Origin of the sequence: Rhizobium sp. P28RR-XV, assembly GCF_012641385.1 — a bacterium.
GTDB lineage: Bacteria > Pseudomonadota > Alphaproteobacteria > Rhizobiales > Rhizobiaceae > Rhizobium.
The window spans coordinates 1-26,722 of sequence record NZ_JABAIG010000009.1; the positions used below are offsets into that span (position 1 = coordinate 1).

Sequence of the window (26,722 nt, forward strand, 5' to 3'; positions counted from 1 at the left end):
CGCATCGGTCTCGACGCTCTCAGGGAGTGGATCATCCACAATCCGGAAAAAGCCTTCTCTGCATGGACGCAAAATGCCCCCAGAAGACCCCTGAGAAGTCCGAGTAAAGTTTGAGTCGTGTACTGTGTTCCGTGAAGAGCTGAACCGTTCTAGCCTGCCTTCGCCACCATTGTCTGGAAGAAGCGCTCAAGGTGATTGATCACATAACCATTGAAGTCAGCGATCTGCAGAAGAGCAAGTCGTTCTATGAGAAGGCCCTGGAGCCGCTAGGGTATCGCCTTTCCTTCGGAAAGGAGGGCGTATTCTGGGCATTCGATGTGGGCGACGAGAGCTTGTTCGAGATCCAGCACACCGGCAGCAAACCGCCTTTGACGCGTTTGCATGTTGCTTTTCGCGTTCAAACCAGGGCGGAGGTCGACGCCTTTTATTCCGCCGCTCTTGAGGCGGGTGCCAAGGACAACGGCGCTCCCGGTCCGCGTCCCGAATATACGGCGAATTACTACGCCTGCTCGTTCTCGATCCTGATGGCTACAATATCGAAGCCATGATCAACAAGCCGGGGTCTTGAGGCCGGATCAAGGTCAAAAACGGCCCCTCGTCTTCAGCGTCTCCGCCAGCGTTTCGCCGAAGATCGAAATCGGCCGCGCCAGCCGTCCCGCCGGCGGGCGATGCACCAGCCAGTTGACGACTTTCGGGCTGAAATCGGGCGGCTCGATGATCTCGACCGCATTGCGCCAGCGGCTGTCGGCCAGTGCGGCAGGTGTCAGCACGCCGATGCCGAGGCCGCGCGCCACCAGTGACATGCGCAGATCGGCGCTCATCGCCTCGACGGCGACCTCGAAGGGCAGGCGCTCGGCTTCGAAGCGGTGATGAATGAAGGCGCGGAAGCCGCAGCCGCTCTGGTTCATGATCCAGGGGAAGCGGGAGAGTTCTTCAAGCTGCGGTGCCTTGGGGACGCCAAGCGACGGCGCGGCGACGAGGATGACGCTGTGGACCCCGAGCACATCGCCGACGACATTATCAGGCGGCTCGACGCCCTCCGCTAGGCAGACGGTGGCCGCATCCAGTTGGCTATGCGCGACTTGCTCGATGAGTTGTGGCGACCAGCCCGAGACGATGCGCAGCGTCAATTGTGGAAACTGGCCGCGCAGCTGGTCGAGCGGAGCCGAGAGCGCCGCCTCCGAGAGATAGGGCATGATGCCGAGGCGGAATTCGCCACCGATCGCACCGCCGGGCGAAACGCCAGCCTTGAGGTCGTCGAGCGAGCGCAGGACGCGGCGTCCATGCTCATAGGCCTCGCGCCCCGCCGCCGTCGGCTTGAGGGGCTTCGATTGCCGGTCGAGCAGGGCAATGCCAAGGCTGTCTTCCAGATTCTGGATACGCCGGGTGATGCCGGGCTGCGTCAGATTGATGCGCGCTGAGGCGGCAACGATCGAGCCCGTTTCGACCACCGCGACGAAAGCTTCCAGATCGTGAATGTTCATGATGAACGAACTCGCATAATCATTATCATTTTATTTCAATTGCCGCATTATGCAGCAAGGCGATAAACATGACAATCAATATTATCAGAAATCATTGGAGAGGTCATGTCCCAGGTGCCCGAATGCATTGCGAGTGAAGACGAAGACGATGCGCTAGAGGCCGTTGCCGCTCCCTCGACATTGCTGTTTGCCGTCGCCACCGGTGTCATTGTCATCAATCTTTTCGCGCCGCAGACGCTGGTCGGCATCATCGGCCCGTCGCTGGGCTTTTCGGAAAGCGGCGCCGGTCTGGTGGCCATGGCGTCGCTGCTCGGTTATGCCACCGGCCTCTTTTTCCTCGTGCCGTTGGCGGATCTGATGGAAAACCGGCAGCTGGTGTTGCGCATGCTTCTGTCGGCCTTGGTCATGGCCGTTGCCGCCACCCTCGCGCCGACGGGTTGGAGCCTTCTGATCTTCCTCTTTCTGCTGGGCGCGGCCTGTTCGGCAATCCAGATCCTCGTGCCGATCGCAGCAGCCATGGCGCCGCCAGAACATCGCGGCCGGGTGATCGGCAATGTCATGAGCGGCCTGATGGTCGGCATATTGGTGTCCCGACCACTGGCGAGCCTGATTGCCGATTTCTGGGGCTGGAGGAACTTCTATGCCATGAGTGCCGCAACGCTCGCGCTTTTGGCGGCTATGCTGGCCTTACGCCTGCCCGAACGGCGGCCTTTGGTCAGTACCAGCTATAGAGCCCTAATCGGCTCGCTCTTCCAGCTGCTGCGGGAAGAGCCGGTGCTGCGGCTGCGCGCCTTCACCGCCGCCATGATGATGGCGAGCTTCAGCCTCTTCTGGACTTCCGTTGCCCTGCGTCTGGCGCAGCCGCCATTTTCCCTTGGCCAGTCCGGCATCGCTCTGTTCGCGCTGGTCGGGGCGGGCGGCGCCGCCGCCACCTCCGCTTTTGGCCGGATGGGCGACCGCGGCTGGACGCGGACGGCGACGCTTGCCGCGCATCTGATCGTGCTCGCCGCCATGGCGCTGGCCACCTGGGCCGGCGAGATAAGCACCGGTGACTCAGTTGTATTGCTAATCTTTCTGGGTCTGAGCGCCGTGATGCTCGATGTCGGTGTGACCGGCGACCAGACGCTCGGACGTCGCGCCGTCAATCTTTTGAAGCCGGAAGCAAGAGGGCGCATTAATGGCCTCTTCGTTGGCATCTTCTTCCTCGGCGGCGCCCTGGGCTCGGCGCTTGCCGGTACGGCGTGGGATTTCGGCGGTTGGATTGCCGTCTGTGCGGCGGCGGCTGGCTTCGGGCTGATTGCCTTGATCGCCGGCCTTGCGGCGCGTGCATGAACTATGCGGAGAGGGGACAAGCATTTGCAGCCTCGCCTCCGCATCGCCATCGTCATGCCCTAACCCTTCAGGTGGGCGTCAGACGGGTATGACAGAAGGCGCCCTTGTCAGGAGCGTCTGAATGCGCGGCATTGCATGGTTTTACAGGTTGAGAGCAATCTTTCGGAGCGGTGTGCTCAAGATCGCTCGTAGTACGAAAGTTCCGTTCGGCACCAGGATCATCTGGAAGCGCGGCGATGTTCGTATTGGCGAGCGGGGGAGTTTCCGCAAGGGTGTTGTCATCGACGCGCAAGAAGGCAGCATCGAAATCGGCAATCACGTTTCCTTCAACGATTACAGCATTTTGCTGGGCCGCGGCGGCATCTCCATCGGCAACGACGTGCGCATCGCAGCACATGCGATGGTCGTCTCTTTCGATCATAATTTCGATGATGTTTCGCAGCCTATCCGCCTTCAGGGCGTGACGAAGAAACCGATCGTCATCGAAGATGACGTCTGGATCGGGGCGGGAGCCAAGATCCTCGGCGGCGCCCATGTCGCCAAGGGATGCGTCATCGGCGCCAATGCCGTCATCAAGGGAAAAACCGAGCCCTACGGCATTTATGTCGGAGCTCCGGCAAGACTTGTGAAGCGGCGCGGAGAAACCGGCGATCGCGGATCGGGAAGGGTCGAACAATTCGCCCGCGCAAAAAAGTAGTCGCGGGCGCTGCCGCCATCCCTGCCAAGCGCGATATTCCCCCTGCGGCATGACTCTGCTAAATCATATCGGTGAATCAGAAATGTGCATCCACGACAGGAGGCCGATCAAGACCATGCGTGTTTGCCTTTCGTGGCCGATCTCCATGGCCCGTCTTATGATGCATGCGGCATTGATCGCCGCCTCCTGCGCCTGGCCGGTTGCCGCCCAGGAGGCGAAACCACCGAACCTGCCGATCCTCTTCGATGCGCGCGAACGCCTGCCGAAACCCGATCTGTCGACGCTGGTCAGGCTGCGTTTCCTGACCTCGATCGATTTTCCGCCCTTCAACTTTCTCGATCAGAACGGCAAGCTCACGGGCTTCCATGTCGAGCTTGCCCGCAAGATCTGCGACGAACTCGATATATCGGACAAGTGCCAGATCCAGGCCTTGCCCTTCGATGAATTGCAGGGCGCACTTGCGGCCTCGCAGGGCGATGCGGTGATCGCGGGCGTCGCGGTCAAGCCCGAGCTGCGCAAGAGCTTCGCCTTCTCGCGCCCCTTCCTGATGCTGCCGGCCCGCTTCATGCGCAATCTCAAGGCATCGATCAGCGGCACCACGGCTGCGTCGCTTTCGGGCCATTCGGTCGGTGTCGTCAGGGCTACGATGCATGAAGCCATGCTGGCCGCCTTCTTCCCCGCAATCAAGCCGGTGCCGTTCGACGACAAGGATACACTGCTCGCGGCCGTCAAGGATGGCAAGATCGATGCCGCCTTTGCCGACGGTCTGCAGCTTTCCTTCTGGGTCTCGTCGCCGGAGGCGGAAAAATGCTGCGCCTTGTTTGATGGCCCCTACCTGTCGCAGCAGTTCCTCGGCGAAGGCATGACCATCATGCTGCGCCAGCAGGATGCCGATCTGACGGCCGCGATCAACCACGCCCTCGCCACGCTTTCGCGCGACGGCAGGCTGCAGGAAATCTATCTGCGCTATTTCCCTTACGGGCTCTACTGATCAGAGCAATTCCAGGAAAGTAACCAGCTGTTTTCTGTCCGGAATGCGTAAAGCAGGAAAATGCTTCAGGCCTTGCGATAGCGGGCAATGGCGCTGCGTTCTATGGCGGCGCAGGTGAGCTTGTCCAGGCCAAAACGGTCGCGAAGCAGGCTGAGCAGGCGCAATTCCTCGGCCTTGACCGACAGGTCGGCCGAAGCGACTTCGACGGCAAGCGCATAGGCGGTGTCGTAAAGGCGCGCCGGCAGTGTATCGCGCACGGTTTCGAGCACGATATCCAGGCCCTCATTGTTGGAAAGCAGCTTGGCGCAATCGCGGGAGACGGAAATCAGCTTCTCGTCGTCGAACCCCTTGAAAACAGGCAGGGCGTGAATGAGCTCTCCAATGCGGCTGAGTTCCCGGTCGTTCATCGTGCGGTCGACGGCCGAGGCCAGTACCATGACGTAGATCAGGGCCTCGTGAGCGGAAAGCGGCTTGTTCATGACAGGCGAAGTCCTTTGAATTTGGCAGACTGAAAAGTCGCGCGTCTCATGGCAAAAGTTACTGCATAATTCCTTAAATCGAAATCGATTTAAGGAATTATGCAGCAGGTTTAAAGTGCTACGGCGACCTTTGCTCGTCACATATGACGCGCGGCGCTGTAGTGGCGGAAGCAAGCGTCAGATCGGATTGAGCGGATTTTCCTTGGCCGGCGGCGGCGCAAGCGTCGATTTCCCGTTCTTGCGTGGATCGTCTCCGTACATGCCGCGCTTCTTCTGCTTGGCCTCGTCGACAAGGGACGCAAGCGGCGAGCCGGGTTCCGGATCAGCCCAGCCGAAGCGGACGAGCCAGGCGCTGAGATCGACGCGGACATAGCGGCACTCGCCCTTGACCATGCCCTTCCAGGCGGGGTCCGGCACATCGCAATCGATGGAGCGGCCGCGCAGATACATGCGGAAGGCCGTGCGCGCGGCCTGGCCGCAGGGCCAGCTGTCGCCGCTCGGGCCGGTGCACATCCGGTCGACGTCGGTCGGAATGATCCCGCTCAGCTGCACGCTCCTGCCGGCAAGGGTCAATATGCCCGCCTGGTCGGCGAAGGGGCGGACAAGCTCGATCGTCGTCTGCCCCTGCGGCTTGGATGCCGGATCGAGTGAAGTCTGTTGCGACTCGGGCTTGGGTTGGGCCTGCTGCGGCAACTGTGGGGGAAGGGTCCGATGTTCGGCTGCCGACATTTCCCTATCGATCTGGTCGGCCGGTATCCGGTTGTCCGAGACGGGGTCGGCTTCCGCCTGCTCGGCAGTGGCCGCTTTGTTCGAGGCGGCCTCCGTTGGTTGAGGCGTCTGGGCGGCCGCCACCGCAATAACGGATAATTCCGGATTGCTGTCGGTGGCCGTTGCTGGCTGGGTCGTCTTTTCGTTCGTGGCTTCTTGCGTGGAATTGGCCACCTGCGCTGCCGACTGATTCTTTGGTTGCGATTTGTTCGATGCCGTATCGCCCCGCTTGGCCGTTTCGGCGGGCTTCACTGCCTCGGCAACCTCTGCGGGCATTGCGTCGGTCCCGGCAGTCTCCGTTGGCGCGGTCGTGATGGACTTGTTCTCAGCCGTCGTCGCGCTGCCGCCTCGACCAGGCAGGGCGAAGCCATGCTCACCGATTTGAACCGCGACGAGGGTCAACCAAGAACCGGCGATCGCGCTTACCACGCCTGCAAGCCAAATATTACGACGCATAACGAGAAAACTTTCCTATTGGCTGGCCCATATGATCCGGGCAATCCATTCCACATCCGCAAGATCGAAGCTGCGGTTGGGGTGTTCGGAGTTGAGCGACAGGAGTTCTATCGACTTCGCGCTCTGCCGCAGCAGGACCTTGGCCATAACCTCACCCTCGCGGGTCTTCACAACGACACGGTCATTTTTCCTGATCTGAGCGCCTGGCTCGACGATCAGAATATCCCCGTCGCGATAGAGCGGCAACATGCTTTCGCCCTGGACCTCGAGCGCATAGACACCAGCCCTCTGCCCGGCCGCAACGGGAAATTCCACCATGTCCCAGCCCTGACCGGCCGGAAAGCCGCCGTCGTCGAAGAAGCCGCCGGCGCCCGCCTGGGCAAAGCCGATCAGCGGTATGGCATTTCCAGCCGGCGAAATCCCGTGCATTGTCTTGGTGCCCGACGGTTCGCCTGGTCGGATGAAGCTCAGGAACTGATCTAAGCTGGCTCCGGTCGCATCCAGCACCTTGGCGATCGATTCCGTCGACGGCCAGCGCAGGCGCCCGTCCTGGCTCAATCGCTTCGACTTGTTGAAGGAAGTGGCGTCAAGTCCGGCGCGGCGTGCGAGGCCTGAAGGGGTCAAGGCATGCCGCTCGGCAAGCCGGTCGATCGCACCCCATATCTGCTCGTGTGACAGCATTGCCGCTCAGGATCCGTGCGCCGGCTCGCCCGGCGCTCAACTCTTCAAAAGGTTAACCGAGGCATGTTGGCGAGTAAAGGCCGGCATAGGAATAGGATCCTTTATCCCGTGCTTTCACCATGCGGCCTTTTGCCGGCTTCAGGTCTTCTGCGGCTGCGGCTTGGTGTCCGGCTGCTCGTTTTGGAATTCCTTCGCCATGCCCATGAAGCCGCGCATGAATTTCTGCATGATGCCGAGCGTGCGGTCGACCTCGGCGTCACTGGGCAGGCTCGATCCCTTGTCCGAAGCGACCGTCTTTTCCAGCTTCGTCACGCGATCGGCGAGGCGGTCGAGTTCGTCGTCATAGGCGGCGCGCTCGTCGGCGGCCATGCGGCAGACGAGATTGCCGCCCTGGTCCTGGCAAATGGACATGGCGCCCGTCTGCTTGTCGAGGCGGATGAAATGATCGCCGCTGCGCTCAAGCTGAAAGCGCGCCGCGTCAGGTTCGGCTGAAAGAGCCGGCGTGGACAGAAGAAAAGCAGCGGGCATCAGCATGGCCGCTAGACCGATTTTCAGTTCCTTCGTCATGTCATCCTCCGGATTTTCTGCGTTAAATCCTAAATCCATTACGGAAACCGTGGACATGGGCTGCCGTTTTCGTGCAAAGCCCTATCAGGACAGCTTTACATGGGGATGATGACTGCCATGCCAGTGGTTTACAAGATCGTGCCGGACACGCTCTGGCAGCAAGCCAGACAAACCGGCGTTTTTCATGGCGCGGCGATCGATCTGACCGACGGCTTCATTCATTTCTCTACCGCGAAGCAGGCAAAGAAAACCGCGGAGCTTTATTTCACGGGGCAGACCGGCCTATTGCTGGTGGCGATCGACGGCGACGCGCTCGGCGACAAGCTGGTGTTCGAACCCTCGCGCGGCGGCGATCTCTTCCCGCATCTCTATGCGCCGCTGCCGCTTTCGGCCGTGCTCTGGGAAAAGCCGCTGCCAATTGGCGACGATGGCGCGCACGTCTTTCCGGAGATGGCGGAATGATCGGCGCCTTTCGTGATCTCGGCCGGCGCGGCCTGTTCCTGTTCGATCCGGAAACGGCGCACGGCATGTCGATAGCGGCGCTGAAATCCGGCCTCGTACCGGCCTGCCGCGTCAGCACCGATCCCCGCCTGCGCCTGACCGTGGCCGGCCTCGATTTTGCCAATCCCATCGGCATGGCGGCCGGCTATGACAAGAATGCAGAGGTGCCGGAGGCATTGCTGAAGCTCGGTTTCGGTTTCACCGAGATCGGTACGGTGACGCCGAAGCCGCAGTCAGGCAATTCGCGCCCGCGCATCTTCCGCCTGGTCGAGGACGAGGGCGTCATCAACCGCCTCGGCTTCAACAATGAGGGTCATGAAGCAGCGTTTCAGCGCCTAAAGACGATTCGCGGCAACGGCATCATCGGCGTCAATATCGGCGCCAACAAGGATAGCGCCGACCGTATCGCCGATTACGTCGCCGGCATCCGCCGCTTCTATTCCGTGGCGCGTTATTTTACGGCCAATATTTCCTCGCCGAATACGCCGGGCCTGCGCGATCTGCAGGCGCGCGAAAGCCTGTCGGCCCTCTTGTCGGCCGTACTTGCGGCCCGCGACGAGGAAGCGGTAAAGGCCGGTAAACGTATCCCCGTCTTCCTTAAGATCGCGCCGGATCTGACCGAGGAGGGCATGGACGATATCGCCGCCGAAGCCTTGTCTCACGGGCTCGACGGTCTGATTGTCTCCAACACCACGCTTTCGCGCGACGGGTTGAAGGACCAGCGACAGGCCAAGGAGGCCGGCGGTCTTTCCGGGAAGCCGGTCTTTGAAAAATCGACCGCGGTGCTGGCCAAGATGCGCCGCCGCGTGGGCGCGGCGCTGCCGATCATCGGCGTTGGCGGCGTGTCGTCGGCGGAGACCGCGCTGGAAAAGATCAAGGCCGGCGCCGATCTCGTGCAGCTCTATTCCTGCATGGTCTACGAGGGGCCGGGATTGCCGGGCCGGATCGTTACGGATCTCTCGAAGCTGCTCGATCGCGAGCGTGCCGGTTCGATCCGCGACCTGCGCGATACCAGATTGGATTACTGGGCGAACCGGAACGTCTGATCGGCCCGCTTCTTCAAGCCCATGGCCAGGAAGATGCCGCGAAACAGCAGGAAGGCGTTCATGGCCATCCAGAGGCCATGATTGCCGAGCGTCGGCACGAAGACGGCCAGCGCCATCAGATAGCCGCCGAAGGAGAGCAGCATCTTGTTGCGCATCTCGCGCGACCATGTGGCGCCGATGAAGACCCCATCCATCAGGAAGGCGAGCGCGCCGGTCAAGCCTGTGATCGCCGCCCAGGGAAGGTAGGTTCCGGCCGCAACGCGGACCTCTTCAGAGGTGGTCAGCAGGCGGATCAGGGTAGGGCCGACGGTGAAGAAGAAGATGGCGGCGGCAAGCGCCAGCCCGAAGGACCAAAGCCCGGTCAGCTTCAGCCCGCGCTCGAAGGCCGGCCGATAATTGGCGCCGATCGCGCGGCCGGTGATCTGCTCTGCGGCATTCGCCAGCCCATCGAGATAATAGCCCGACAGCAGAAAGAAGTTCATCAGCACCGCATTGGCGGCCAGCATCACGGCGCCGAAGCTGTTGCCGATGCGCGTCATCAGCGTGAAGGCGCCGATAAGCACGAAGGTCCGGATCAGGATATCGCGGTTGAGCGCGAACAGTTGCGTGAGCTTGGCGCGTGAGAACAATTCCGCCCGCGGTGGGCGATCCTCGCCGGCAAAGCCGCGCAATACGATTCCAAGCCCCAGCAGCATGCCGCTCGCTTCGCCGATCAGCGTGCCCCAGGCAACGCCGGCCACACCCCAGCCGAGCCAGAGGCCAAGCAGCACGGCGAGCACGATATTGACGCCATTAATGACCGTCTGCAGCAGTAGCCCGATGCGGCCCTGGCCGCGGCCAAGCACGAAGCCGAGCAGCGCGTAATTGGCAAGGGCTGCCGGCCCCGAAAGCATGCGGATGGAGAAATAGGTCCGCGTTGCCTCGGCGATGCCGCCTTGCGGCCCCATCAGCGTGATGCCGAGCCAGAGCAGGAGGGGCGACAGAAGGACGATCAGGAGGCCGCAGCCGAGCGCCGAGATCAGGGCGCGCCAGAAGACGGCCTGCTGTTCGTGCTTATCGTGGCGGCCATAGGCCTGGGCGGTCAGTCCCGTCGTCGAGGCGCGCAGAAAATTGAAGCTTGCGAAAATGAGATCGAAGAGCACCGCACCGATCGCAAGCCCCGCCAAGGCGTCTGCCTGACCCATGTGGCCGACGACGGCCGTGTCGACCAGACCGAGCAGGGGTGTCGTCATGAAGCCGAGCGTCATCGGAAGCGCGATTGACAGCACAAGCCGATGCGTCACGTCGAAGGGCAGGACCCTTACGCTCCTCTGCTGGACATCCATGTTACCTTACGCCTCCTCAGTTCGAGGAAAGCACCATGGACCAATAGGGCCTGTCACCGGAAGAGGGGGTATAGGCAAGAGCGACGCCGAGGCCGTCATATTTGCCGAGCATGTTGTGCAAATGCTTCGGCGAATTGATCCAGGCCGTCACCGCGGCGCTCACGTCGTGCTGGCCTTCGGCGATGTTCTCCGCTGCCGGCAGCTTGACGCCGCTTGCCTTGACGCGCTTGCCGAAATCGTCGCCGATACCGATCAGGTGTTCCATCTTGCCGGCATTGGCCATGCGCCGCGCCTGATAGACGGCGGCGGTGCTGGCGGCGCTATCGATCCTCAATGGCGGCAGGCCGTTCTTGGCGCGAAGCGCATTGACAAGTGGCAGGGCCGAAGCGGTTTGGTCGCTGGCCGGGATATTGGAAACCCGGGCAGGCGGCGTGGCGCAGCTGGCGACGGATGCGGTGAGCGCAAGGGCGGCGAGGCGCAGCGCATCGCGGCGCGTGTAGGTCAGTGTCTGGGAGGTCATGTCAGCGGCGATAATTGAACAGACGAAGGATGATAAAGATGGGAATGACGATGGATGCGCCGAGCAGCACATAATCGCCGAACTCGCCGAGCGCAGCGAAACCGCTGTGCCAGAGGTCGAGGAAGAAGCGGCGGACGCCATAGAGGAAATCGAGCGGCCGCCAGCCGAAGAACTTCATCACGAAGCCGACGACGAGCGACACGATGATGAGCTTCACCAGCGTGCGGCCGGGCGAGTCGCCAAGGAATCTGTTCACCTGATCGGACATGCAGACGTCTCCATGATGGCAGTCGGTGGTGCTTGAGATAGGGTCGGGGCCTGCGACTCGCAAGCACTTTTGCCAGGCGCGCATCTCAAACAAGCGTCTGCCTGAAATAGGACTTGAGTTTTTTTGTGGCCGCGTTCAAAGGCGAGCGTCAAACAGGATGAAACACATGCTGCCGAGCCAGCTTTCCTCCGGCGATGTCATTGCCGACCGCCGTGCCGATTATGCGAAGATGCTTGCCGAAAGCGGCGAGCCGGCGAGTGCTTCCGAGCTGATGGAGCAGGCGCTGGAGCTGGCGCCGCGCTGGGCAGCGGGCTGGTTCACGCTTGCAACCTATCGCGAGAAGGCCGGCGATGCGCCGGGCGCGATCGCCGCGCTGAACGAAGTGCTGGCGCTGGATGCGGGTGACGTCTTCGGCGCCCGCCTGAAGCTTGCGGTTCTCGGCGGCGCCGATGTACCCGACCAGCCGCCGAGCCTCTATGTCGAGCGGTTGTTCGATGATTATGCCGACCGTTTCGAAACCTCGCTTGTCGGGAAGCTCGGCTATAGCGTGCCCGGCAAGCTTGCGGCGTTGATTGCCGAGACCGCCGGTCTTCCGAAACATTTCCGCCTCGCCGTCGATCTCGGCTGTGGTACCGGCCTTCTCGGTCCGGAAATTCGCGCCCATGTCGATTTGCTTGAGGGTTACGATTTGTCGAAGGGCATGCTGGCCAAGGCGGCTGAAAAGGGCGTCTACGACCATCTCGGCCAGGCCGACCTGTCGCAGGAGCCGGAGCTGTCAGGCGTTTTCGATGCCGGGCTGGCGCCCGGCCGCGCCGATCTGATCACCGCCGCCGACGTGCTGATGTATCTGGGCAATCTGCATGGCGTGATGGCGATTGTGCGCAAGCTTTCCGCCGATGACGCCGTCTTCGCTTTCTCGGTCGAGGATGCGCAGCAGCCGGACGGCTATGTGCTGCGCGACTCGCTGAGGTTTGCGCATTCGGAAGCCTATATAAGGGAAATGCTGGCCGATCACGGCTTCGTCGTGCGGGATCTTACCCGCAGCGTCATTCGCATGGATGGCGGCAAACCGGTCCATGGCATTCTGTTCATTACCAGTAAATCGGCTTGATTATTCGAATCTTGCGAATTTCAAATAGGTCAGCATTACTTACGTATTTTCGCTTGCTTATCGCCTGAGTTTTCAGCAAAAAGCCTTGAAACACAGGGGAAAGCACATGGCGAACGCGAAGAGCGCTTTTGGCGTCTGGAATACATCCGCGACCCGGCATTCGTGGGTCGAGGACATTCAGGGTATCATTTGCGGCAGCCTGATTTCGTCGCTCGGGCTGTTCTGCCTTTCCAGCGCCGGTCTTTTGACCGGCAGCACCGCCGGCATCGCTTTTCTGCTGCATTACGCGATCGGCGTGAATTTCGGCCTGGCCTTCTTCGTCGTCAACTTGCCCTTCTTCTATCTGTCGCTGAAACAGCTTGGCCCGGCCTTCACCATCAAGACCTTCGTCGCGATCGCCCTGACCTCGCTGCTGACCAACCTGCAGCCGCTCCTCTTCGATGTCGCGCATATCAATGCGCTGTGGTCGGCGGTCCTCGGCGGCATTCTGCTCGGCTTCGGGCTGCTTGCGCTCTATCGCCATCGCGCCAGCCTCGGCGGCGTCGGTATTCTCGGGATTTATCTGCAGGAGCGGTTCGGCATCAGGGCAGGGCTGGTGCAGCTTGCGATCGATCTATGCGTGCTCGCGGTCGCTTTGGCGGTGACCACGCCCTTTGTGGTCATCTGCTCGGTGATCGGGGCAATCGCGCTCAACCTCTTCGTCGCGATCAATCATCGTTCGGATCGCTACATCGCCCTGTGACTGGGCTTGTAATGGACGGGTGCCTTACTGCTTGCGGCCGGGATCGGTCTCGGTGATCGCCTCTTCGTGATACCAGCTGTCGAATGCAGCCGTCGCAATGGTCGGGCCGATATCCGGGGTAAGGTTCACCTTCGGGCGCTGGCTCGCCGCCGTGGCGCGGGCCTTGACGGGAAATTGATAGATCTTTGCCGTTTCGCTTTGAGCACTGATTGCCATTCGATGTCTCTCCCTTTTGGTGTCTAAGCGGGCGCGCTTAAAGAGACAGCTCATATATAACAAAGTCGAATGCGGATTTCAGCATTTTGCTCAAAAAAAATGCTGAACGTTGAAATTATAGGCAATTTCATCGCCATTACATTGCGTTACTCTAGTATGCGCTGCCGATTTTCCGGGCCAGGCCGAATCGGCGGGCCTGCGACAAGTTGGCAGCTTTCGGCAGTTCCCCGGTTTTCGACTCGAAAGGAAATCCGGCGTTTAGCTCGCTGAAACCGGTAGGAGAGCGGCAGACGTGCAAAATCTTTAACGGTCGCGTCGGCATTTCCCGGCGATCTGGCACGGCAAATGCATCTCCCCTAGCAGCCGTTCGTAGCGAGGAATTTTCCGGCGGGCGCGCCGGGCCAAGTTTTTCCTACTTCGCTTGATTAACTGTTATGAGGTGCGTAATGACGAAATTTAAGCTCGAGTATATCTGGCTCGACGGGTACACCCCGGTACCGAACCTGCGCGGTAAAACGCAGATCAAGGAATTCGACGCATTTCCGACGCTCGAGCAGCTTCCGCTTTGGGGCTTCGACGGTTCGTCGACGATGCAGGCGGAAGGCCGCAGTTCCGATTGCGTGCTGAAGCCCGTCGCGATCTATCCGGACCCGGCCCGTACCAACGGCGCGCTCGTCATGTGCGAAGTCATGATGCCGGATGGCGTTACCCCGCATTCGTCCAACAGCCGCGCCACCATCCTCGACGACGAAGACGCTTGGTTCGGCTTCGAGCAGGAATACTTCTTCTACCAGGACGGCCGTCCTCTCGGCTTCCCGGAATCCGGCTACCCGGCTCCGCAGGGTCCGTACTACACCGGCGTCGGCTACAAGAACGTCGGCGATGTCGCCCGCGAGATCGTTGAAGAGCATCTCGACCTTTGCCTCGAAGCAGGCATCAACCACGAAGGCATCAATGCCGAAGTGGCCAAGGGTCAGTGGGAATTCCAGATTTTCGGCAAGGGCTCCAAGAAGGCCGCCGACCAGATCTGGATGGCACGCTACCTGCTGCTGCGTCTGTGCGAAAAATACGGCATCGACATCGAGTTCCATTGCAAGCCGCTCGGCGACACCGACTGGAACGGCTCGGGCATGCACTGCAACTTCTCGACCAAGTTCATGCGCGAAGTCGGCGGCAAGGCCTATTTCGAAGCCCTCATGGCTCAGTTCGACAAGAACCTGGATGCCCACATCTCCGTCTACGGCCCGGACAACCATCTGCGTCTGACCGGCAAGCATGAAACGGCTCCGTGGAACAAGTTCAGCTATGGCGTTGCCGACCGTGGTGCTTCGATCCGCGTTCCCCACTCCTTCGTCAAGAACGATTACAAGGGCTACCTCGAAGATCGTCGTCCGAACTCGCAAGGCGACCCCTACCAGATCGCTTCGCAGGTTCTGAAGACCATCTCGGAAGTTCCGACAGCTGGCTTCGGCTCGGTTGCTGCCTAATAGCTTTCATGCTTGCCTGCCAAGCACGAGAGAGCCAATAAATGACGCGGGGCCTTCGCCCCGCGTTTTTCGTTTTGGAATTTTATCAGGCGCGGCTGTCGCTCAGTCCCTCTTGGACCTCCGCTGCTAACCCCCCACGGTCCGTCATTCTCGGGCTTGACCCGACGGATCCACGCCCAAGCTACCGACCATGTGAGAGGGTTTTTGGTGTGTATCGCATCAAGGATGCGCTCTCGCCGGCGGCGTTTTTGCCGCGCTGACCTCCCTGTGCCTGGATCCTCGGGTCAAGCCCGAGGATCACGGCGTTCAAGGGAGGGCTCTGGGCATAACATGCTCAGAGAAGTAGGCTCAAGCAGCCTTGCTGGCCGCATCCAACGGATGCTGCGAGCGGAAGCCGACGGCAAGGCGGTTCCAGATATTGATCGTGCCGATCGCTACCGTGATCTTGACGATCTCCTCTTCGCTGAAATGCTGCTTCAGCGGCTCGAAATCGGCGTCCGGTATGCCGGTCTGGGCAATCTTGGTGACGGAGTCGACCCAGCGCAGCAAAGCGCGCTCGCGGTCGTCATAGACGGGCGATTCCCACCAGACGCACATCAGGTTGATCCACTGTTCGCTCAAGCCATCGTGCCGGGCTTCCTTCACATGCATGTCGACGCAGTAGGCGCAGCCGTTGATCTGCGAGGCGCGAAGCTTGATCAGGTGGATGAAGCGGCGCTCGAGTCCACAGGACTGGACGAAATTTTCCAGCGCGACGACGGCCTTGTAGGATTCGGGCGAGGCTTTTCCGAAATTGAAACGAGGATGCATGGTCTTCTCCTTGGGTTCAAGTTTTTGAAGGTTCAGCTTTTGTCTTGCGCTCATGAAGCGCGAGAAAGGCGCAGCCTCTCGCGGCTATGCCGCCGTCCGTATCCGTCTCTGTCAGATCGATCAGCACGTCGGCGATGCTCGTTTTGGCCAGTTCAGCCCGATAGACGCGCTCGGCCGCCAGCATGGCGGCATTGATGCCGCAGGGCTTGGTAAAGTAACGTCCCGGCAGCGGATTTGGTCCGCGTTGCCGGATTTCGGCGCAGCGAAAGGCAGGCGCCGGACCTTCCGCTGCCAGCACGATGTCAAGCAGGCTGATCGCCGCCGGCTTGCGCGCCAGCCGGTAGCCGCCCTTCGGGCCCGGCACGGTGTCGAGAATGCCGGCGCCCGAAAGACCCTGCAGATGCTTCAGAAGATAGCTGACCGAAACGCCGTGAAATTCCGCAAGGGCAGCTGCCGAAAGCACGCCGCCATCGGACAATCCCGCCAGCATGCCAACGCAATGAATGGATTGTTCGACACCGTCTCCGAGCTTCATTTTCAGCCTCTCTAATCGTGGATAATTTTTATCCGTGATTATGATGGGAGTCAAGTTGGAAATGCGAACGTCCCGACACGCCGTCATCCTCGGCCTTGGCAAAGGAACGTCTAACTCGTACTCGTGCTTCTCCAATCCCCCGCTTCCTATCCTCCACATTTCAACTACATTCAGCCCGTGGACCAGATCGACGCCGACCGACCCCTTGCCCTGCCTGCCCCCTTCACCCGCTGGTTCGCGGAAAAGGGCTGGCAGCCGCGCGCTCATCAGCTGGAATTGCTAGCCCGCGCCGAAGCGGGTGAAAGCACGCTGCTGATTGCGCCGACCGGAGCGGGCAAGACGCTCGCCGGCTTCCTTCCGTCGCTGACGGATATCACCCGGCGCGGCAAGATCCCGCCGGGCTCGGCTTTCACCGGCATCCACACGCTTTACATTTCGCCTTTGAAGGCGCTCGCCGTCGATATCGAGCGCAACCTGATGAAGCCCGTCTCGGAAATGGGCCTGCCGGTGTCGGTCGAAAACCGCACGGGCGATACGCCAAGCGGCAAGCGGCAGCGCCAGAAGCTCAATCCGCCCGATATCCTGCTGACGACGCCCGAGCAGGTGGCGCTGCTGCTCGCCAATCGCGAAGCCGAGCGCTTCTTCAAGGATCTGAAATACATCGTCTTCGACGAGTTGCATTCGCTCGTCACCTCAAAGCGCGGTCATATGCTGTCGCTGGGCCTTGCTCGCATCCGCAGGCTGGCGCCCCGCGTCCAGACCATCGGCCTTTCGGCGACGGTTGCCGACCCCATGGACCTGCAGAAATGGCTGGCGGCGCAGCAGCCGGGGGAGGAGCGCCATGCCGGCCTCGTCATCGTCGAAGGCGGTGCCAAGCCGGATATCTCGATCTTGTCGACGGAAGAGCGCATCCCCTGGTCCGGCCACTCCGCCAAATATGCGATCCCCGATATCTATCGCGAGCTGAAGGCGCATCGCACGACGCTGCTCTTCGTCAACACGCGCTCGCAGGCCGAAATGCTCTTTCAGGAGCTATGGTCGGCCAATGACGACAATCTGCCGATTGCGCTTCATCATGGCTCGCTCGATGTCGGCCAGCGCCGCAAGGTGGAAGCGGCCATGGCGGAGAACCGGCTGCGTGCCGTCGTCGCCACCTCGACGCTCGATCTCGGCATAGACTGGGGCGATGTCGATCTCGTCATCCATGTCGGTGCGCCGAAGGGTGCAAGCCGCCTTGCCCAGCGCATCGGCCGCGCCAACCACCGCATGGACGAGCCGTCGAAGGCGATTCTGGTGCCGGCCAATCGCTTCGAGGTGATGGAATGCCAGGCAGCGCTCGACGCCAACTATATCGGCGCGCAGGATACGCCGGCGATCGGCGTCGGCGCGCTCGACGTTCTCGCCCAGCATGTGCTCGGCATGGCCTGCGCCGAGCCCTTCGATATGCTCGAACTTTATGATGAGGTGCAGAGCGCCGCCCCCTATGCCGAGCTCTCCTGGGAAACCTTCGAACGCATCGTCGATTTCGTCGCCACCGGCGGCTATGCGCTCCGGACCTATGAGCGCTATGCCCGCATCCGCAAGATGGCGGACGGGCGCTGGCGTGTCTCCAATCCGCAGGTCGCCCAGCAATATCGCCTGAACCTCGGCACGATAGTCGAAGAAGCGATGCTGAACATCCGTATGGTGAAGCGCAATGCGCTTGGTTCGCTCGGAAGAGGCGGTGCGCCGCTCGGCAAAGTCGAGGAATATTTCGTCGAGCAGCTCTCGCCCGGCGATACCTTTCTCTTTTCCGGCAAGGTGCTTCGCTTCGAAGGCATCCGCGAGAGCGAATGCCTGGCCTCGCAGGCCTTCTCGCTGGATCCGAAAATCCCTTCTTATGCCGGCGGCAAGTTTCCGCTGTCGACCTATCTCGCCGATCAGGTGCGGGCGATGATCGCCGACCCCGACCGCCGGCACCGCCTTCCGGATCAGGTGCGCGACTGGCTGGAGATTCAGAAGGACAAGTCGCTGCTGCCAAAGCGCGACGAGTTTCTCATCGAGACCTTTCCGCGCGGCAGCCGCGCCTACATGGTTGCCTATCCTTTCGAGGGGAGGCTGGCGCACCAGACGCTCGGCATGCTCCTGACCCGGAGGCTGGAGCGGGCGGGCGCCAAGCCCATGGGGTTCGTCGCGACCGATTATTCGCTCGGCATATGGGGGCTGGAGGATATGGGGCTGATGATCGCCAACAGGCGGCTCAGTCTTTCCGACCTCTTCGACGAGGATATGCTCGGAGACGATCTCGAGGCCTGGCTCGACGAATCCTTCCTTTTGAAACGCACCTTCCGCAATTGCGCCGTGATAGCCGGCTTGATCGAGCGCCGGCATCCGGGGAAGGAAAAGACGGGCCGCCAGGTGACCGTCTCGGCCGATCTGATCTACGACGTGCTGCGCAGCCACGAGCCAGACCATATTCTGCTGCAGGCGACGAGGCAGGATGCGGCAACCGGACTTTTGGATATTGGCCGTCTTGCGGATATGCTGAAGCGAATCAAGGGCCATATCACCCATCGCGCGCTGGACCATATTTCCCCGCTCGCCGTGCCGGTGATGCTGGAAATCGGCAAGGTGCCGGTGCCGGGCGAGGCTCACGATGTCCTGCTTGCCGAAGCGGCTGACGATCTGATCCGCGAGGCGATGGAATAGAGTATGATGCCGAGCCGATGGGCGGCGCGGCACCGTGCGAACGGACGAATGAGGATAGACCGACGTGATCAACAGGCTGGCGCTGGCGCGGGACTTGAATGGCCAAGACGCCGGTGGACGTGCGTTCGCCGCGGGCGTCGAAACCGTCGTTCAAGGCGTGGCCGCCGTCTGCGATCCGATGGGTGCACTCCATCTGCCGGATAGCGGCATTCTCGTCGCCTCCGATCTGCATCTGGAAAAGGGCGCGGCCTTCGCCCGTCGCGGCATGCTGCTGCCGCCCTACGATACGCTGGCGACGCTGACCGTGCTTGCCGCCGTCATCTCCCGCTACGATCCGAAGCTCGTCGTCTCGCTCGGTGACAATTTCCACGACCGGGTCGGTTCGCGGCATCTGCCGGAAGAGTTTCGCAGCCTCATCGTCAATATGGCGCGTGGCCGCGAATGGATCTGGATCAACGGCAATCACGATCCGGACGGCACGGTCGATCTGCCTGGGCACTCGGTCGACGAAATGCATTATAGCGGATTGACCTTCCGCCATGAACCGAGGGTGGGGCGGCAGGCCGGCGAGATCGCCGGCCATCTGCACCCCTCCGCCACCGTTCGGAGGCGGGAGAAATCGGTGCGCCGCCCGTGCTTCGCAACGGATGGCGCCCGCCTGCTGATGCCAGCCTTTGGCGTGATGACCGGCGGCCTCGATCTTCGTCATAAGGCCATGGCCGGCCTCTTCGAGCGGGAAAGCCTGATCGCCCACCTGCTCGGCCGCGACCGCATTTATTCCGTAAGGTTCGGCAACCTCTCGGCCTAAGCTACTTCGCGGGTTCGTAACGCAGGATGACGGCCCCCGTCTTGAGGGGCGTGGAGTCGATGAGCTTCATCGGCCGTTGTTCGGCTGCCAGCTTGAAGTGCGGATTGCCCGATCCCAGCACGACGGGAACGAGGCAGATCCGCAGCTCGTCCACCAGCCCCGCCTTGAGGAGCACATCCGTCACCTCGGCGCTGCCGAAGACGAACATGGTCTTGCTAGGCTCTTCCTTTAGCTTCTTCACTTCAGTGACAATGTCACCGACGACGCGGGTATTGTTCCAATCCGCCTTGTCGAGCGTCCGCGAGGCGGCAATCTTGGCGATGCCGTTCATGTAGGCGGCGATATCGGATGTTTCCGTCGCGGTCGGCCAATAGGCGGCCATGCCTTCATAGGTCTTGCGGCCGAAGATCAGCAGATCGCCTTCCTTGCCGAGCTCTTTCGCATAGTGTTCCAGCTCATCGCCCCAGGCGAGCATGTGAAAATCGAGGTCCCAGGGCTTGTTTCCTTCGAAATAGCCGTCGAGCGTCATGAGATTCCAGATAACAAGCTTCCTCATCACTTTTCCTCCGTTTTGATAACCATGTCATAATTAAAACTGGTTGCTAAAAGCAAGTAGTTGCAAGCTAGTCAAACTGATGGCAAAATGCAAGTGGTTTTTGGAGATCATTATGGACGCGCTGCATCGTTCCGGCTGCCCGATCAATCTGACGCTGGAAATCCTCGGCGATCGCTGGAGCCTGATCGTCATCAGGGACATCATGTTCGGCAATCGCCGGCATTTTCGCGAGCTGCTGCAGAAGTCGCAGGAGGGGATCGCCTCCAATATCCTCGCCGACCGCCTGAAGCGGCTGGTGGAGCGCGGCCTGCTGACCCGTGGGGATGATCCGACCCACAAGCAGAAGGCCATCTACAGCCTGACGGAAATGGCGATCGATCTCGTGCCGCTCTTTGCCCATATGGGCGCCTGGGGGCGCAAGCATCTTCCGGTGTCGGAGGAACTGTCGATCCGGGCGGAGCTTCTGGAGAATGGCGGTTCGACGCTCTGGGAGGATTTCATGGACGAGCTGCGCGTCAAGCATCTCGGCAAGGAGCTGCCGCCAGGCACCCCTTCGGTGCTCGGCCGGCTGACCGAGGCCTATCTCGAAGTCGTCAATCGCAGGAAAAGCGGCTGATCAGTTCTTCCGGAACATGAAGCTCGCACCCCATCCGGTGACGAGGGCCAGCAACACGGAGAACACGCCATAGGCGATCGGTTGCTGGTGCGCGGCATCGGTAATGGTCTGTTCTATGCCTGTTTTGATGACGCGCAGCGGTAAGGATTTCTCGCTCAGGAACTTGCCGCTCTTGAAGAGGTAGGCGCGCACCGTGTGCACGCCATTCGGCACATCGGCGGGAATTCTGAGCGTCGCCTTGAACAGCGAGGAGCTGACGAAGCGCACGCCTGCCGGGTCGCTTTCATAAAGGCCGCCTGTCTTCTGCAGCCGCCGGAAGGCGTTGCGGAATTCCGGTACATCCCCGACATTGCCGACGAAGCCGAGCGGCGTCAGCGGAATATGCTCGACGCCGATACCGCGATCGCTGAGTTCGAGCGGTGTGGTGATATTATCGACGGCGCGCGTGCTCGACAGCGAGTAGGCTTCCGGCACATGCTCGAACGTCATCGAACGGGTATTGACCCAGATGCCGAAGACCCGTTCCTTCCGGCGCACCGTGGCGTTTTCGCGCGGGCCTTCCAGCACGACGACGATGTCATACTGGCCGATCGCCAGAAGCAGCTGGTCGGTATTGGACAGGGCGCCGAAAATCGTCAGATCGGCGCCGGTGAAATCGGAAGTGATGGCGATCTCGCTCGTCGAGGTGCCGATCTCCATCGTCTCTCGCGCCGTGGTCGAGGTCGTCGGCTGGTCGAGCATCACCTGCGCTCGGGCCATAAGCGGCGCAAGCAGCAGTGTCACGGCGATGAGCAGCCCGAAACCTCTCATCGGCTCACGCCCTCCATGACGACCGAATAGAAATCGGCCGGCGTTACCACCAAGGCGATCGCCAGGCGAAGGCCGACGGCCAGGACGAGCAGGCCGAGTAGGGCACGCAATTGCTCGCCGCGCAGCCTCTGGCCGACGCGCACGCCGTATTGTGCGCCGATCACCCCCGCCACCATCAGCAGGAAGGCCAGGACGACGTCGACGGAATAATTGGTGGCCGCCTGCACGATGGTGGTAAAGGCAGTCACGAAGATGACCTGGAACAGCGAGGTGCCAACGACGACATTGGTCGGTACGCGCAGCAGATAGATCATTGCCGGGACGAGGATGAAGCCGCCGCCGATACCCATCGGCGTCAGCATGCCGACGAAGAATCCGAGGCCGATCACCGGGATGGCGCTGAGATAGAGCTTGGATTTCTTGAACCGCAGCTTCAGCGGCAGCCGCTGCACCCAGTTGTGGTGGCGCGGCTTGCCGGTCGAAGGCGGCAGTTTGCCGGCCGCCCGGCGCATGGCCCTGACGCTCTCCCACAGCATCAGCGTTCCCACCGTGCCGAGCAGCAGCACGTAGATCAGGGAAATGATCAGGTCGATCTGGCCGAGCCGGCGCAGCAGGACGAATAGCCAGAGGCCGAATGTCGCGCCCACCAGGCCGCCGGCAAGCAGGATCGCGCCCAGCTTCAGGTCGAGCGAACCGCGGCGGAAATGCGTGAGCGCGCCCGAAACCGAGGAGGCGACGACCTGGTTGGAGCCGGTGGCGACCGCGACAACAGGTGGGATATTGTAGAAGATCAGGAGAGGCGTGATGAGGAAGCCGCCGCCGACGCCGAACATGCCGGAAAGAAACCCGACGGCGGCGCCCATGCCGAGAATAAGGAGGATATTCACCGACAGTTCTGCAATCGGCAGATAGATCGTCACGCGCTGTTCCCACCTACAGGCGGCCGATGGCCGAGCCTGAACCATTTTCCCCTTTTAAACGGCGGATTCTAATCTGAAATCCTTGCCAGAGCCTTAGGAAAAGCCGTGCCGTTTCAGTTTTCGAATAGCCGGGCTCACTCTAGCGCGGCTTTTTTCGCATTTCTGTGACGTTGCGCTCGGAGGGGAAGAATGACGTGGAGTGAGGCTGCGCGAGCCCTGCCAAATGAAACATGCCGGTGTGGTCGCACCGGCATGTTCGATAAGCTGCTTTTCGTAAAGGATCTCGGGCCTACTTGTTGCGGGCCAGAAGCTCCTTGACCACCTGATCGGTCACCCGTCCGTCCGCCGGCAAGCCCACGGATTTCTGGAAGCTCTTCAGGGCGGCCACCGTCTTGTCACCCATGGCGCCATCCGGCGCACCGGCGTCGAAGCCGCTTTTGTTGAGGATGGCCTGGATGTTGCGGATGGCCTTCTTCATGTCGATGGAGGCCGTGTTCACGCCCTTGCCCGTAGCCCATTCGTCGGGAATGTCGGTGCCGTTGGCCTTGGCATCGGCCGGCTGAACCTTCCAAAGGTCGACCTTGGCGCGGGCGCTTTCGAGGTCGGCCGGCTTCATCGCATTGGCAACTTCATCGCGCTTCTGGGCGGCGTCCTTGTCGCCGCTCTTTGCGGCGATCGCAAACCACTTGTAGGATTCCTGCAGGTCCTGTTTCACGCCGTTGCCGCGTGCATAGAGGATCGCGAGGTTGAACTGGCTGTCGGAGACGCCGAGATCGGCGGCGCGGGTAAACCAGCTTGCGGCGGAATCATAGTCCTGCGGTCCGGCCGTGCCCGAAGCAAAAAGGACGGCAAGATTGTGCATGGCGCTGGCATTGCCCTGATTGGCCGCCTGCCCGTAATATTGCTTGGCCTTGACGAGATCGCGATCGACGCCGTTGCCCTTCTCATACATGCTGGCAAGGCGGTACTGCGCGGGCGCATAGCCCTTTTCGGCCGAAAGCTGATACCAGCTTGCCGCCTGCTTCATGTCGGCCGCGACGCCGCGTCCATCCGTGTAGCGTGCGCCAATTTCGAAGAGCGCCACAGGGTCGGCCGATTTGGCGGCTGCGACGAGCGATGGCGGCTGGATGCCGTCGGGCACCGCGATCTCCGGCGCCGCCGGGGCAGCAACGGGAGCTGCGGCCGCCTTGTCCGGCTGGACGAAAGCAGCCGTCTGCTGCGCGGGTGCGGCGGTGCCGGCAGGGGATAAGGTCTCGCTTGCCGCCTGGTTGCCGTCGAGCGGCGCTGCTGCCGTCAGGTGATGGCTTGCGGGTGCAGGCGCCGGATTGGCGGGCGCGCTTGCAGCTTGAGTGTCCGTTGTCTCGGTCGAGCCTGCGGGTGCTGCAGCCTGGTTGACTGCGGGCTGCAGCTTGTTATCGGCCGGGTTCACCGTCGCCACGACGTTGCTGCCCGCGGCATTGGCCGGCGGCGCGATCATCGAGGAGACTTCGGCAGGCGGAGGCGCCTTGTGACCGCGCGTCAGCGTGTTGACCAGTGGGAAGGCCATGATGGCGAGAAGTGCCGCGCCGACGGCCAGCAGGATCGGCCGGCGGAAGCGCGAGAATGCCCCGCCTTTTTTCGCGTCCTTCTTGGAGACGGGAGCCGAGCGCTGCGTCTGGTCGACTTCCATGGCCGCCGCCTGTGCAGCGCGCCGGGCAGCCGCGATATAATCAGCCCGCTCGTTTTCCGTCGGTTGACGCGCATTTCCGCTGCGCGACGCATTCTGGCTGGCGCGTACGCGCTCGAGAATCTTCTTGATATCGGGTGCGCCGGAGCCCGGCTCCAGCAATTCGTTGGCCTCTTCGCCGGGCATCAGGTCGGCCGGATCGATCGATGGGGCCTGCTCGATCACGGGACGGTCCGGCGGGAAGATCGGCTCGGCCTTTTCCGGCGTGAAGAAGCGCTTGCCGAGGCTGGCGAAGAGGCTGGTCTTGCCGCTCTTGGCGGCAGCCTTGATTTCAGCCTTCGTATTGGCGTCGGTCGCCTGTGCGACGGCGGCTTCGGAGGAGATGGTGGCTTCGGCAGACGCGACCGTGCGGATGATCGGCCCAGCCTTCTGCTGTTGCGCGGCCATCGGCGGCTTTATCGCCGGAGCAGCCTCTTGGGCGAAAACGTCGCTTTCGAATGCCGCGGCCGGCATCAGAGGCGCCGGCCTGCGATGTTCCATGTGGTCGAGCCGGTCGGCGATCTGCAGCAGCGTATCGTGCAGCGCTTCGAAGGTGCGGTGCGTGCGCTCGTCGCTGGCGCGGCTGATGTCCTCGAGATGGCGAAGGTCCTCGGCAAGTGCCGCCAGCGCGGACATGTCGGCGGCCTGCACGCCATTGCCCGTCATGCCTCCGCGCGAATAGGCCTCGACGACGGCTTCCGCCGCATGGCGTGCCGCCTCGATGACATATTCGTCATTGGTCGCCATATAGTCTTCGATCGCGCTCATCCGGTGGTCGAAATCCGAGGTCATGCGATCGGCCATGGCCCGTGGCTCGTTCGTCAACAATGTCGAGAGGTTGGCGATCTGCTCTTCGAGACTGCGTAGCGCCTGCATATCCGTGGGCGGTGCGGCCGTGCTGGCCTCCAGCCGTGCCGCAATGTCGGAGAGGCGTCCCTCCAGCCGGCGAACCAGGCCGTCATCGATGCCGGCAGCCGGAAGCGGCGGATGGAAATCCATCTCGTCGATGCGGCGGGCAAGGTAGTCCAGCCGGTCCGCCAGCGCATTGTCGACGGACCCATGTTCCAGTGCATCGATCTTGTGGGAGATATCGGCGAGGTAGCTGACGAGTTCGGGCTGCGGCGCCGCCTTCTGCGAGTGCTCCATCAGATACGAGAGCTGGTCGAGGCGTTCCTCGAGGCGGGCGACGGCCTTGGCGCTGCCCAGCTCGTCGATGCGCATGGCGAGCGCCTCGAGACGGCCGGAAAGGTCGTCAGCCGGCTGGCGCCGCGCCGCATCGCGGCCCATCAGGTCGATTTGGTCGGCAAGGCCGCTCAGGCGGCCTTCCAGCCGCTGCATGGCCTGATCCTGCGGCTGCATCATGGAGCCGAGGCTCTCCATCGCGGTCGCGATCGTCAGCAGCTTGTTTTCCAGCGCATGCACGGCCGGGCTGTCGTTCATGCCGCCGAGCTGCTGCTTGATGTCGTCAAGGCGATAGGCAAGCGAAACGAGCTCGTCCTGCAGGCCCGTCGTATCGATCGCCTTCACCTGGCGCCCGACATGATGCAGGGATTCCTCGCGGGCGAGGCCGTCCATCAGCGAGCGCAGCTCGTCGAATTCGGCTTTCAGGCCCGCCGTTTCCGGCTGACCGGCGAGCTGGTTGATGCTGTCGGCGAGCCGGGCCATGTCCTCGCGGACATCGGCGACGAAATGCTTGTCCTCGGCATTTTCGCGAATATCGCGGATTTCGGCGCGCAAGGCGCCGACCTCGCGGGTCACGCTCTCGGCGATGTCGCGCTTCAAATCCTGGCGAAGGTTGACGAGTGCCTGTGCGATGTCGACGGAGTTTTCAGCCGAAGGACGCATCGGCTGGCGCTGGGCATAGGCATCGGGCAGACGCCGCGCCGGCTGCGGCTCGGCATGCGCAACGTCCTCGCGGCGCGCCTGCAGCCGTTCGCGGTTTGCTTCCAGCGCGCGTTGACGCTGGCGGATCTCGGCAAGCGGATCGGAGCGAGGATCGCTCTCGGGACGTTCGTTGCGCACGGGGCGTTCATAGGGTCGGCTGGCGAGCTGCTCGCGTTCGGCGCGCGGCGGCATCCGCTCCGCTGCTGCTGCGCGTTCCGGCGCGGGTGCATAGCCGGCGACGGCATGCTGGCGCGTGTCGCGGGAGGCGGCCGTACCCATCAGCCCCTCGATGCGCGCTTCCAGCCCTTCGATCGTGCGGCTCAGAGCATCCAGGGACGCCCAGTCGCCCGTGCCGGTAGGATTTGATCGCGATCCGCTCATATCTTTGCTCGCTTCGAACTATGGACCACCCGGGCCAATATACTGACGGAAAGAAGACGTCGTGGCTTTGCCGCACCGCCTGCATCCCACCGTTCGGAAAGGGATAAATGTATTGGCTTTCCTCAAACCGAGCTGCAAAACGGCGCGCCTTCAAAGGATAAGTTGAAGAAGCGCGAAGCACTGCCGCTCAACTCGTACAATTTACAAAACGTGGTAAACAACTCGTTAAGTTTGTGGGAAGTCTTAACCTTTTATTTCGGTTCTGCTGTCTCGCGGCCCGATATTCTTGTGAGCAGGCAGTACATGTAGGCTGCCGGATAGGGTTCGCGGCGCGTGGG

At 61.8% G+C, this 26,722-nt stretch carries 26 protein-coding genes and 1 pseudogene; 12 read left to right on the top strand and 15 right to left on the bottom strand.

The window, feature by feature from the left end; all coding sequences use genetic code 11:
* The first annotated feature begins 191 nt into the window (after positions 1–191).
* Positions 192–568, top strand: a pseudogene (locus HGP12_RS19345) (VOC family protein).
* Between the two features lie 13 nt (positions 569–581).
* Here HGP12_RS19345 and HGP12_RS19350 read toward each other — a convergent pair.
* Positions 582–1,484, bottom strand: coding sequence for a LysR family transcriptional regulator (locus HGP12_RS19350; RefSeq protein WP_168841094.1), 903 nt, complete (start codon positions 1,482–1,484; stop codon positions 582–584).
* 105 nt (positions 1,485–1,589) lie between these two features.
* On the opposite strand from HGP12_RS19350, the gene HGP12_RS19355 reads away from it, so the two are divergent.
* The 3 genes from HGP12_RS19355 to HGP12_RS19365 all read left to right on the top strand — a co-directional run bounded on the left by HGP12_RS19355 (position 1,590) and on the right by HGP12_RS19365 (position 4,504).
* Complete coding sequence (locus HGP12_RS19355; protein WP_168841093.1) at positions 1,590–2,816, top strand: MFS transporter; 1,227 nt, start codon at positions 1,590–1,592, stop codon at positions 2,814–2,816.
* 121 nt (positions 2,817–2,937) lie between these two features.
* A complete protein-coding gene (locus HGP12_RS19360; protein WP_168879621.1) occupies positions 2,938–3,513 on the top strand; it encodes an acyltransferase in 576 nt (191 codons plus the stop codon).
* Positions 3,514–3,658: 145 nt separating this feature from the next.
* Positions 3,659–4,504: a transporter substrate-binding domain-containing protein gene (locus tag HGP12_RS19365; RefSeq protein WP_246703486.1), complete on the top strand. Its 846-nt coding sequence runs from the start codon at positions 3,659–3,661 to the stop codon at positions 4,502–4,504.
* A gap of 65 nt (positions 4,505–4,569) precedes the next feature.
* Here the strand turns inward: HGP12_RS19365 and HGP12_RS19370 are convergent, their stop codons facing one another.
* The 4 genes from HGP12_RS19370 to HGP12_RS19385 form a co-directional block, all read right to left on the bottom strand.
* Positions 4,570–4,983 (bottom strand): tellurite resistance TerB family protein, encoded by a 414-nt coding sequence (locus HGP12_RS19370; protein WP_112343752.1) that lies wholly within the window; start codon positions 4,981–4,983, stop codon positions 4,570–4,572.
* Between the two features lie 177 nt (positions 4,984–5,160).
* Entirely contained in the window at positions 5,161–6,207 is a 1,047-nt protein-coding gene (locus HGP12_RS19375) for a thermonuclease family protein (protein ID WP_168841090.1), read from the bottom strand.
* 15 nt (positions 6,208–6,222) lie between these two features.
* Positions 6,223–6,888, bottom strand: coding sequence for a helix-turn-helix transcriptional regulator (locus HGP12_RS19380; RefSeq protein ID WP_168841089.1), 666 nt, complete (start codon positions 6,886–6,888; stop codon positions 6,223–6,225).
* Positions 6,889–7,026: 138 nt separating this feature from the next.
* Complete coding sequence (locus HGP12_RS19385; RefSeq protein WP_168841088.1) at positions 7,027–7,455, bottom strand: hypothetical protein; 429 nt, start codon at positions 7,453–7,455, stop codon at positions 7,027–7,029.
* A 105-nt stretch (positions 7,456–7,560) separates the two neighbouring features.
* Here HGP12_RS19385 and HGP12_RS19390 point away from each other — a divergent pair, with 105 nt between their 5' ends.
* Together HGP12_RS19390 and HGP12_RS19395 are read left to right on the top strand one after the other, a co-directional pair.
* Entirely contained in the window at positions 7,561–7,917 is a 357-nt protein-coding gene (locus tag HGP12_RS19390) for a DUF952 domain-containing protein (protein WP_168841115.1), read from the top strand.
* Positions 7,914–9,002, top strand: coding sequence for a quinone-dependent dihydroorotate dehydrogenase (locus HGP12_RS19395; RefSeq protein WP_168841087.1), 1,089 nt, complete (start codon positions 7,914–7,916; stop codon positions 9,000–9,002). Before HGP12_RS19390 ends, HGP12_RS19395 begins: the two co-directional genes overlap by 4 nt.
* Here HGP12_RS19395 and HGP12_RS19400 read toward each other — a convergent pair.
* Genes HGP12_RS19400 through HGP12_RS19410 form a run of 3 tightly spaced genes read right to left on the bottom strand, consistent with a single transcriptional unit; the run spans position 8,978 to position 11,115 of the window.
* Positions 8,978–10,327 (bottom strand): MATE family efflux transporter, encoded by a 1,350-nt coding sequence (locus HGP12_RS19400; protein ID WP_168841086.1) that lies wholly within the window; start codon positions 10,325–10,327, stop codon positions 8,978–8,980. The two genes, HGP12_RS19395 and HGP12_RS19400, sit on opposite strands and share 25 nt — an antisense overlap.
* Positions 10,328–10,343: 16 nt before the next feature.
* On the bottom strand, positions 10,344–10,847 hold the full coding sequence (locus HGP12_RS19405; RefSeq protein ID WP_168841085.1) for a CAP domain-containing protein: 504 nt from the start codon (positions 10,845–10,847) through the stop codon (positions 10,344–10,346).
* 1 nt (position 10,848) lies between these two features.
* Positions 10,849–11,115 carry a DUF6460 domain-containing protein gene (locus HGP12_RS19410; RefSeq protein WP_168841084.1) on the bottom strand — a complete coding sequence of 89 codons (267 nt, stop codon included), beginning with the start codon at positions 11,113–11,115 and terminating at the stop codon, positions 10,849–10,851.
* A gap of 166 nt (positions 11,116–11,281) precedes the next feature.
* Here HGP12_RS19410 and HGP12_RS19415 point away from each other — a divergent pair, with 166 nt between their 5' ends.
* The gene (locus tag HGP12_RS19415) at positions 11,282–12,226 is read left to right on the top strand and encodes a methyltransferase domain-containing protein (protein WP_168841083.1); all 945 of its coding nucleotides are present in this window, start codon (positions 11,282–11,284) and stop codon (positions 12,224–12,226) included.
* Between the two features lie 106 nt (positions 12,227–12,332).
* Positions 12,333–12,968 carry a YitT family protein gene (locus HGP12_RS19420; RefSeq protein ID WP_168841082.1) on the top strand — a complete coding sequence of 212 codons (636 nt, stop codon included), beginning with the start codon at positions 12,333–12,335 and terminating at the stop codon, positions 12,966–12,968.
* Positions 12,969–12,992: 24 nt separating this feature from the next.
* Here HGP12_RS19420 and HGP12_RS19425 read toward each other — a convergent pair whose 3' ends face one another.
* Positions 12,993–13,184, bottom strand: coding sequence for a DUF2735 domain-containing protein (locus HGP12_RS19425; RefSeq protein ID WP_168841081.1), 192 nt, complete (start codon positions 13,182–13,184; stop codon positions 12,993–12,995).
* Positions 13,185–13,630: 446 nt separating this feature from the next.
* Between HGP12_RS19425 and HGP12_RS19430 the strand changes: the two genes are divergently transcribed.
* Positions 13,631–14,671 (top strand): glutamine synthetase beta-grasp domain-containing protein, encoded by a 1,041-nt coding sequence (locus tag HGP12_RS19430; RefSeq protein ID WP_168841080.1) that lies wholly within the window; start codon positions 13,631–13,633, stop codon positions 14,669–14,671.
* A gap of 348 nt (positions 14,672–15,019) precedes the next feature.
* Here HGP12_RS19430 and HGP12_RS19435 read toward each other — a convergent pair whose 3' ends face one another.
* Positions 15,020–15,481: a carboxymuconolactone decarboxylase family protein gene (locus tag HGP12_RS19435; protein ID WP_168841079.1), complete on the bottom strand. Its 462-nt coding sequence runs from the start codon at positions 15,479–15,481 to the stop codon at positions 15,020–15,022.
* A 16-nt stretch (positions 15,482–15,497) separates the two neighbouring features.
* Complete coding sequence (locus HGP12_RS19440) at positions 15,498–16,016, bottom strand: Rrf2 family transcriptional regulator (protein ID WP_168841078.1); 519 nt, start codon at positions 16,014–16,016, stop codon at positions 15,498–15,500.
* Positions 16,017–16,193: 177 nt separating this feature from the next.
* Between HGP12_RS19440 and HGP12_RS19445 the strand changes: the two genes are divergently transcribed.
* A complete protein-coding gene (locus HGP12_RS19445) occupies positions 16,194–18,704 on the top strand; it encodes a ligase-associated DNA damage response DEXH box helicase (protein ID WP_168841077.1) in 2,511 nt (836 codons plus the stop codon).
* Positions 18,705–18,768: 64 nt separating this feature from the next.
* Positions 18,769–19,512 (top strand): ligase-associated DNA damage response endonuclease PdeM, encoded by a 744-nt coding sequence (pdeM, locus tag HGP12_RS19450; RefSeq protein WP_168841076.1) that lies wholly within the window; start codon positions 18,769–18,771, stop codon positions 19,510–19,512.
* Between the two features lies 1 nt (position 19,513).
* Here the strand turns inward: pdeM and HGP12_RS19455 are convergent, their stop codons facing one another.
* Positions 19,514–20,068, bottom strand: a complete 555-nt coding sequence (locus HGP12_RS19455) for a dihydrofolate reductase family protein (protein ID WP_168841075.1) — start codon at positions 20,066–20,068, stop codon at positions 19,514–19,516.
* Positions 20,069–20,180: 112 nt separating this feature from the next.
* Here HGP12_RS19455 and HGP12_RS19460 point away from each other — a divergent pair, with 112 nt between their 5' ends.
* Positions 20,181–20,684 carry a helix-turn-helix domain-containing protein gene (locus HGP12_RS19460; RefSeq protein ID WP_168841074.1) on the top strand — a complete coding sequence of 168 codons (504 nt, stop codon included), beginning with the start codon at positions 20,181–20,183 and terminating at the stop codon, positions 20,682–20,684.
* On the opposite strand, the gene HGP12_RS19465 is transcribed toward HGP12_RS19460, so the two are convergent.
* From HGP12_RS19465 to HGP12_RS19475, 3 genes are all read right to left on the bottom strand, one after another.
* A complete protein-coding gene (locus HGP12_RS19465) occupies positions 20,685–21,494 on the bottom strand; it encodes a TIGR02186 family protein (RefSeq protein WP_168841073.1) in 810 nt (269 codons plus the stop codon).
* On the bottom strand, positions 21,491–22,414 hold the full coding sequence (locus HGP12_RS19470) for a sulfite exporter TauE/SafE family protein (RefSeq protein ID WP_168841072.1): 924 nt from the start codon (positions 22,412–22,414) through the stop codon (positions 21,491–21,493). The genes HGP12_RS19465 and HGP12_RS19470 overlap by 4 nt, the downstream gene beginning before the upstream one ends.
* Before the next feature lie 289 nt (positions 22,415–22,703).
* Positions 22,704–26,384, bottom strand: coding sequence for a peptidoglycan-binding protein (locus tag HGP12_RS19475; RefSeq protein WP_168841071.1), 3,681 nt, complete (start codon positions 26,382–26,384; stop codon positions 22,704–22,706).
* Positions 26,385–26,722: the final 338 nt, after the last annotated feature.

Bases quoted from the DNA above. Each gene is read 5' to 3' on its own strand.
- HGP12_RS19375 (WP_168841090.1), bottom strand. From the start codon at position 6,207: ATGCGTCGTAATATTTGGCTTGCAGGCGTGGTAAGCGCGATCGCCGGT.
- HGP12_RS19380 (WP_168841089.1), bottom strand. From the start codon at position 6,888: ATGCTGTCACACGAGCAGATATGGGGTGCGATCGACCGGCTTGCCGAG.
- HGP12_RS19370 (WP_112343752.1), bottom strand. From the start codon at position 4,983: ATGAACAAGCCGCTTTCCGCTCACGAGGCCCTGATCTACGTCATGGTA.
- HGP12_RS19365 (WP_246703486.1), top strand. From the start codon at position 3,659: ATGGCCCGTCTTATGATGCATGCGGCATTGATCGCCGCCTCCTGCGCC.
- HGP12_RS19420 (WP_168841082.1), top strand. From the start codon at position 12,333: ATGGCGAACGCGAAGAGCGCTTTTGGCGTCTGGAATACATCCGCGACC.
- HGP12_RS19455 (WP_168841075.1), bottom strand. From the start codon at position 20,068: ATGAGGAAGCTTGTTATCTGGAATCTCATGACGCTCGACGGCTATTTC.
- HGP12_RS19465 (WP_168841073.1), bottom strand. From the start codon at position 21,494: ATGAGAGGTTTCGGGCTGCTCATCGCCGTGACACTGCTGCTTGCGCCG.
- HGP12_RS19430 (WP_168841080.1), top strand. From the start codon at position 13,631: ATGACGAAATTTAAGCTCGAGTATATCTGGCTCGACGGGTACACCCCG.
- HGP12_RS19385 (WP_168841088.1), bottom strand. From the start codon at position 7,455: ATGACGAAGGAACTGAAAATCGGTCTAGCGGCCATGCTGATGCCCGCT.
- HGP12_RS19405 (WP_168841085.1), bottom strand. From the start codon at position 10,847: ATGACCTCCCAGACACTGACCTACACGCGCCGCGATGCGCTGCGCCTC.
- HGP12_RS19410 (WP_168841084.1), bottom strand. From the start codon at position 11,115: ATGTCCGATCAGGTGAACAGATTCCTTGGCGACTCGCCCGGCCGCACG.
- HGP12_RS19400 (WP_168841086.1), bottom strand. From the start codon at position 10,327: ATGGATGTCCAGCAGAGGAGCGTAAGGGTCCTGCCCTTCGACGTGACG.
- HGP12_RS19350 (WP_168841094.1), bottom strand. From the start codon at position 1,484: ATGAACATTCACGATCTGGAAGCTTTCGTCGCGGTGGTCGAAACGGGC.
- HGP12_RS19415 (WP_168841083.1), top strand. From the start codon at position 11,282: ATGCTGCCGAGCCAGCTTTCCTCCGGCGATGTCATTGCCGACCGCCGT.
- HGP12_RS19435 (WP_168841079.1), bottom strand. From the start codon at position 15,481: ATGCATCCTCGTTTCAATTTCGGAAAAGCCTCGCCCGAATCCTACAAG.
- HGP12_RS19360 (WP_168879621.1), top strand. From the start codon at position 2,938: ATGCGCGGCATTGCATGGTTTTACAGGTTGAGAGCAATCTTTCGGAGC.
- HGP12_RS19440 (WP_168841078.1), bottom strand. From the start codon at position 16,016: ATGAAGCTCGGAGACGGTGTCGAACAATCCATTCATTGCGTTGGCATG.
- HGP12_RS19475 (WP_168841071.1), bottom strand. From the start codon at position 26,384: ATGAGCGGATCGCGATCAAATCCTACCGGCACGGGCGACTGGGCGTCC.
- HGP12_RS19460 (WP_168841074.1), top strand. From the start codon at position 20,181: ATGGACGCGCTGCATCGTTCCGGCTGCCCGATCAATCTGACGCTGGAA.
- HGP12_RS19390 (WP_168841115.1), top strand. From the start codon at position 7,561: ATGATGACTGCCATGCCAGTGGTTTACAAGATCGTGCCGGACACGCTC.
- HGP12_RS19395 (WP_168841087.1), top strand. From the start codon at position 7,914: ATGATCGGCGCCTTTCGTGATCTCGGCCGGCGCGGCCTGTTCCTGTTC.
- HGP12_RS19425 (WP_168841081.1), bottom strand. From the start codon at position 13,184: ATGGCAATCAGTGCTCAAAGCGAAACGGCAAAGATCTATCAATTTCCC.
- HGP12_RS19355 (WP_168841093.1), top strand. From the start codon at position 1,590: ATGTCCCAGGTGCCCGAATGCATTGCGAGTGAAGACGAAGACGATGCG.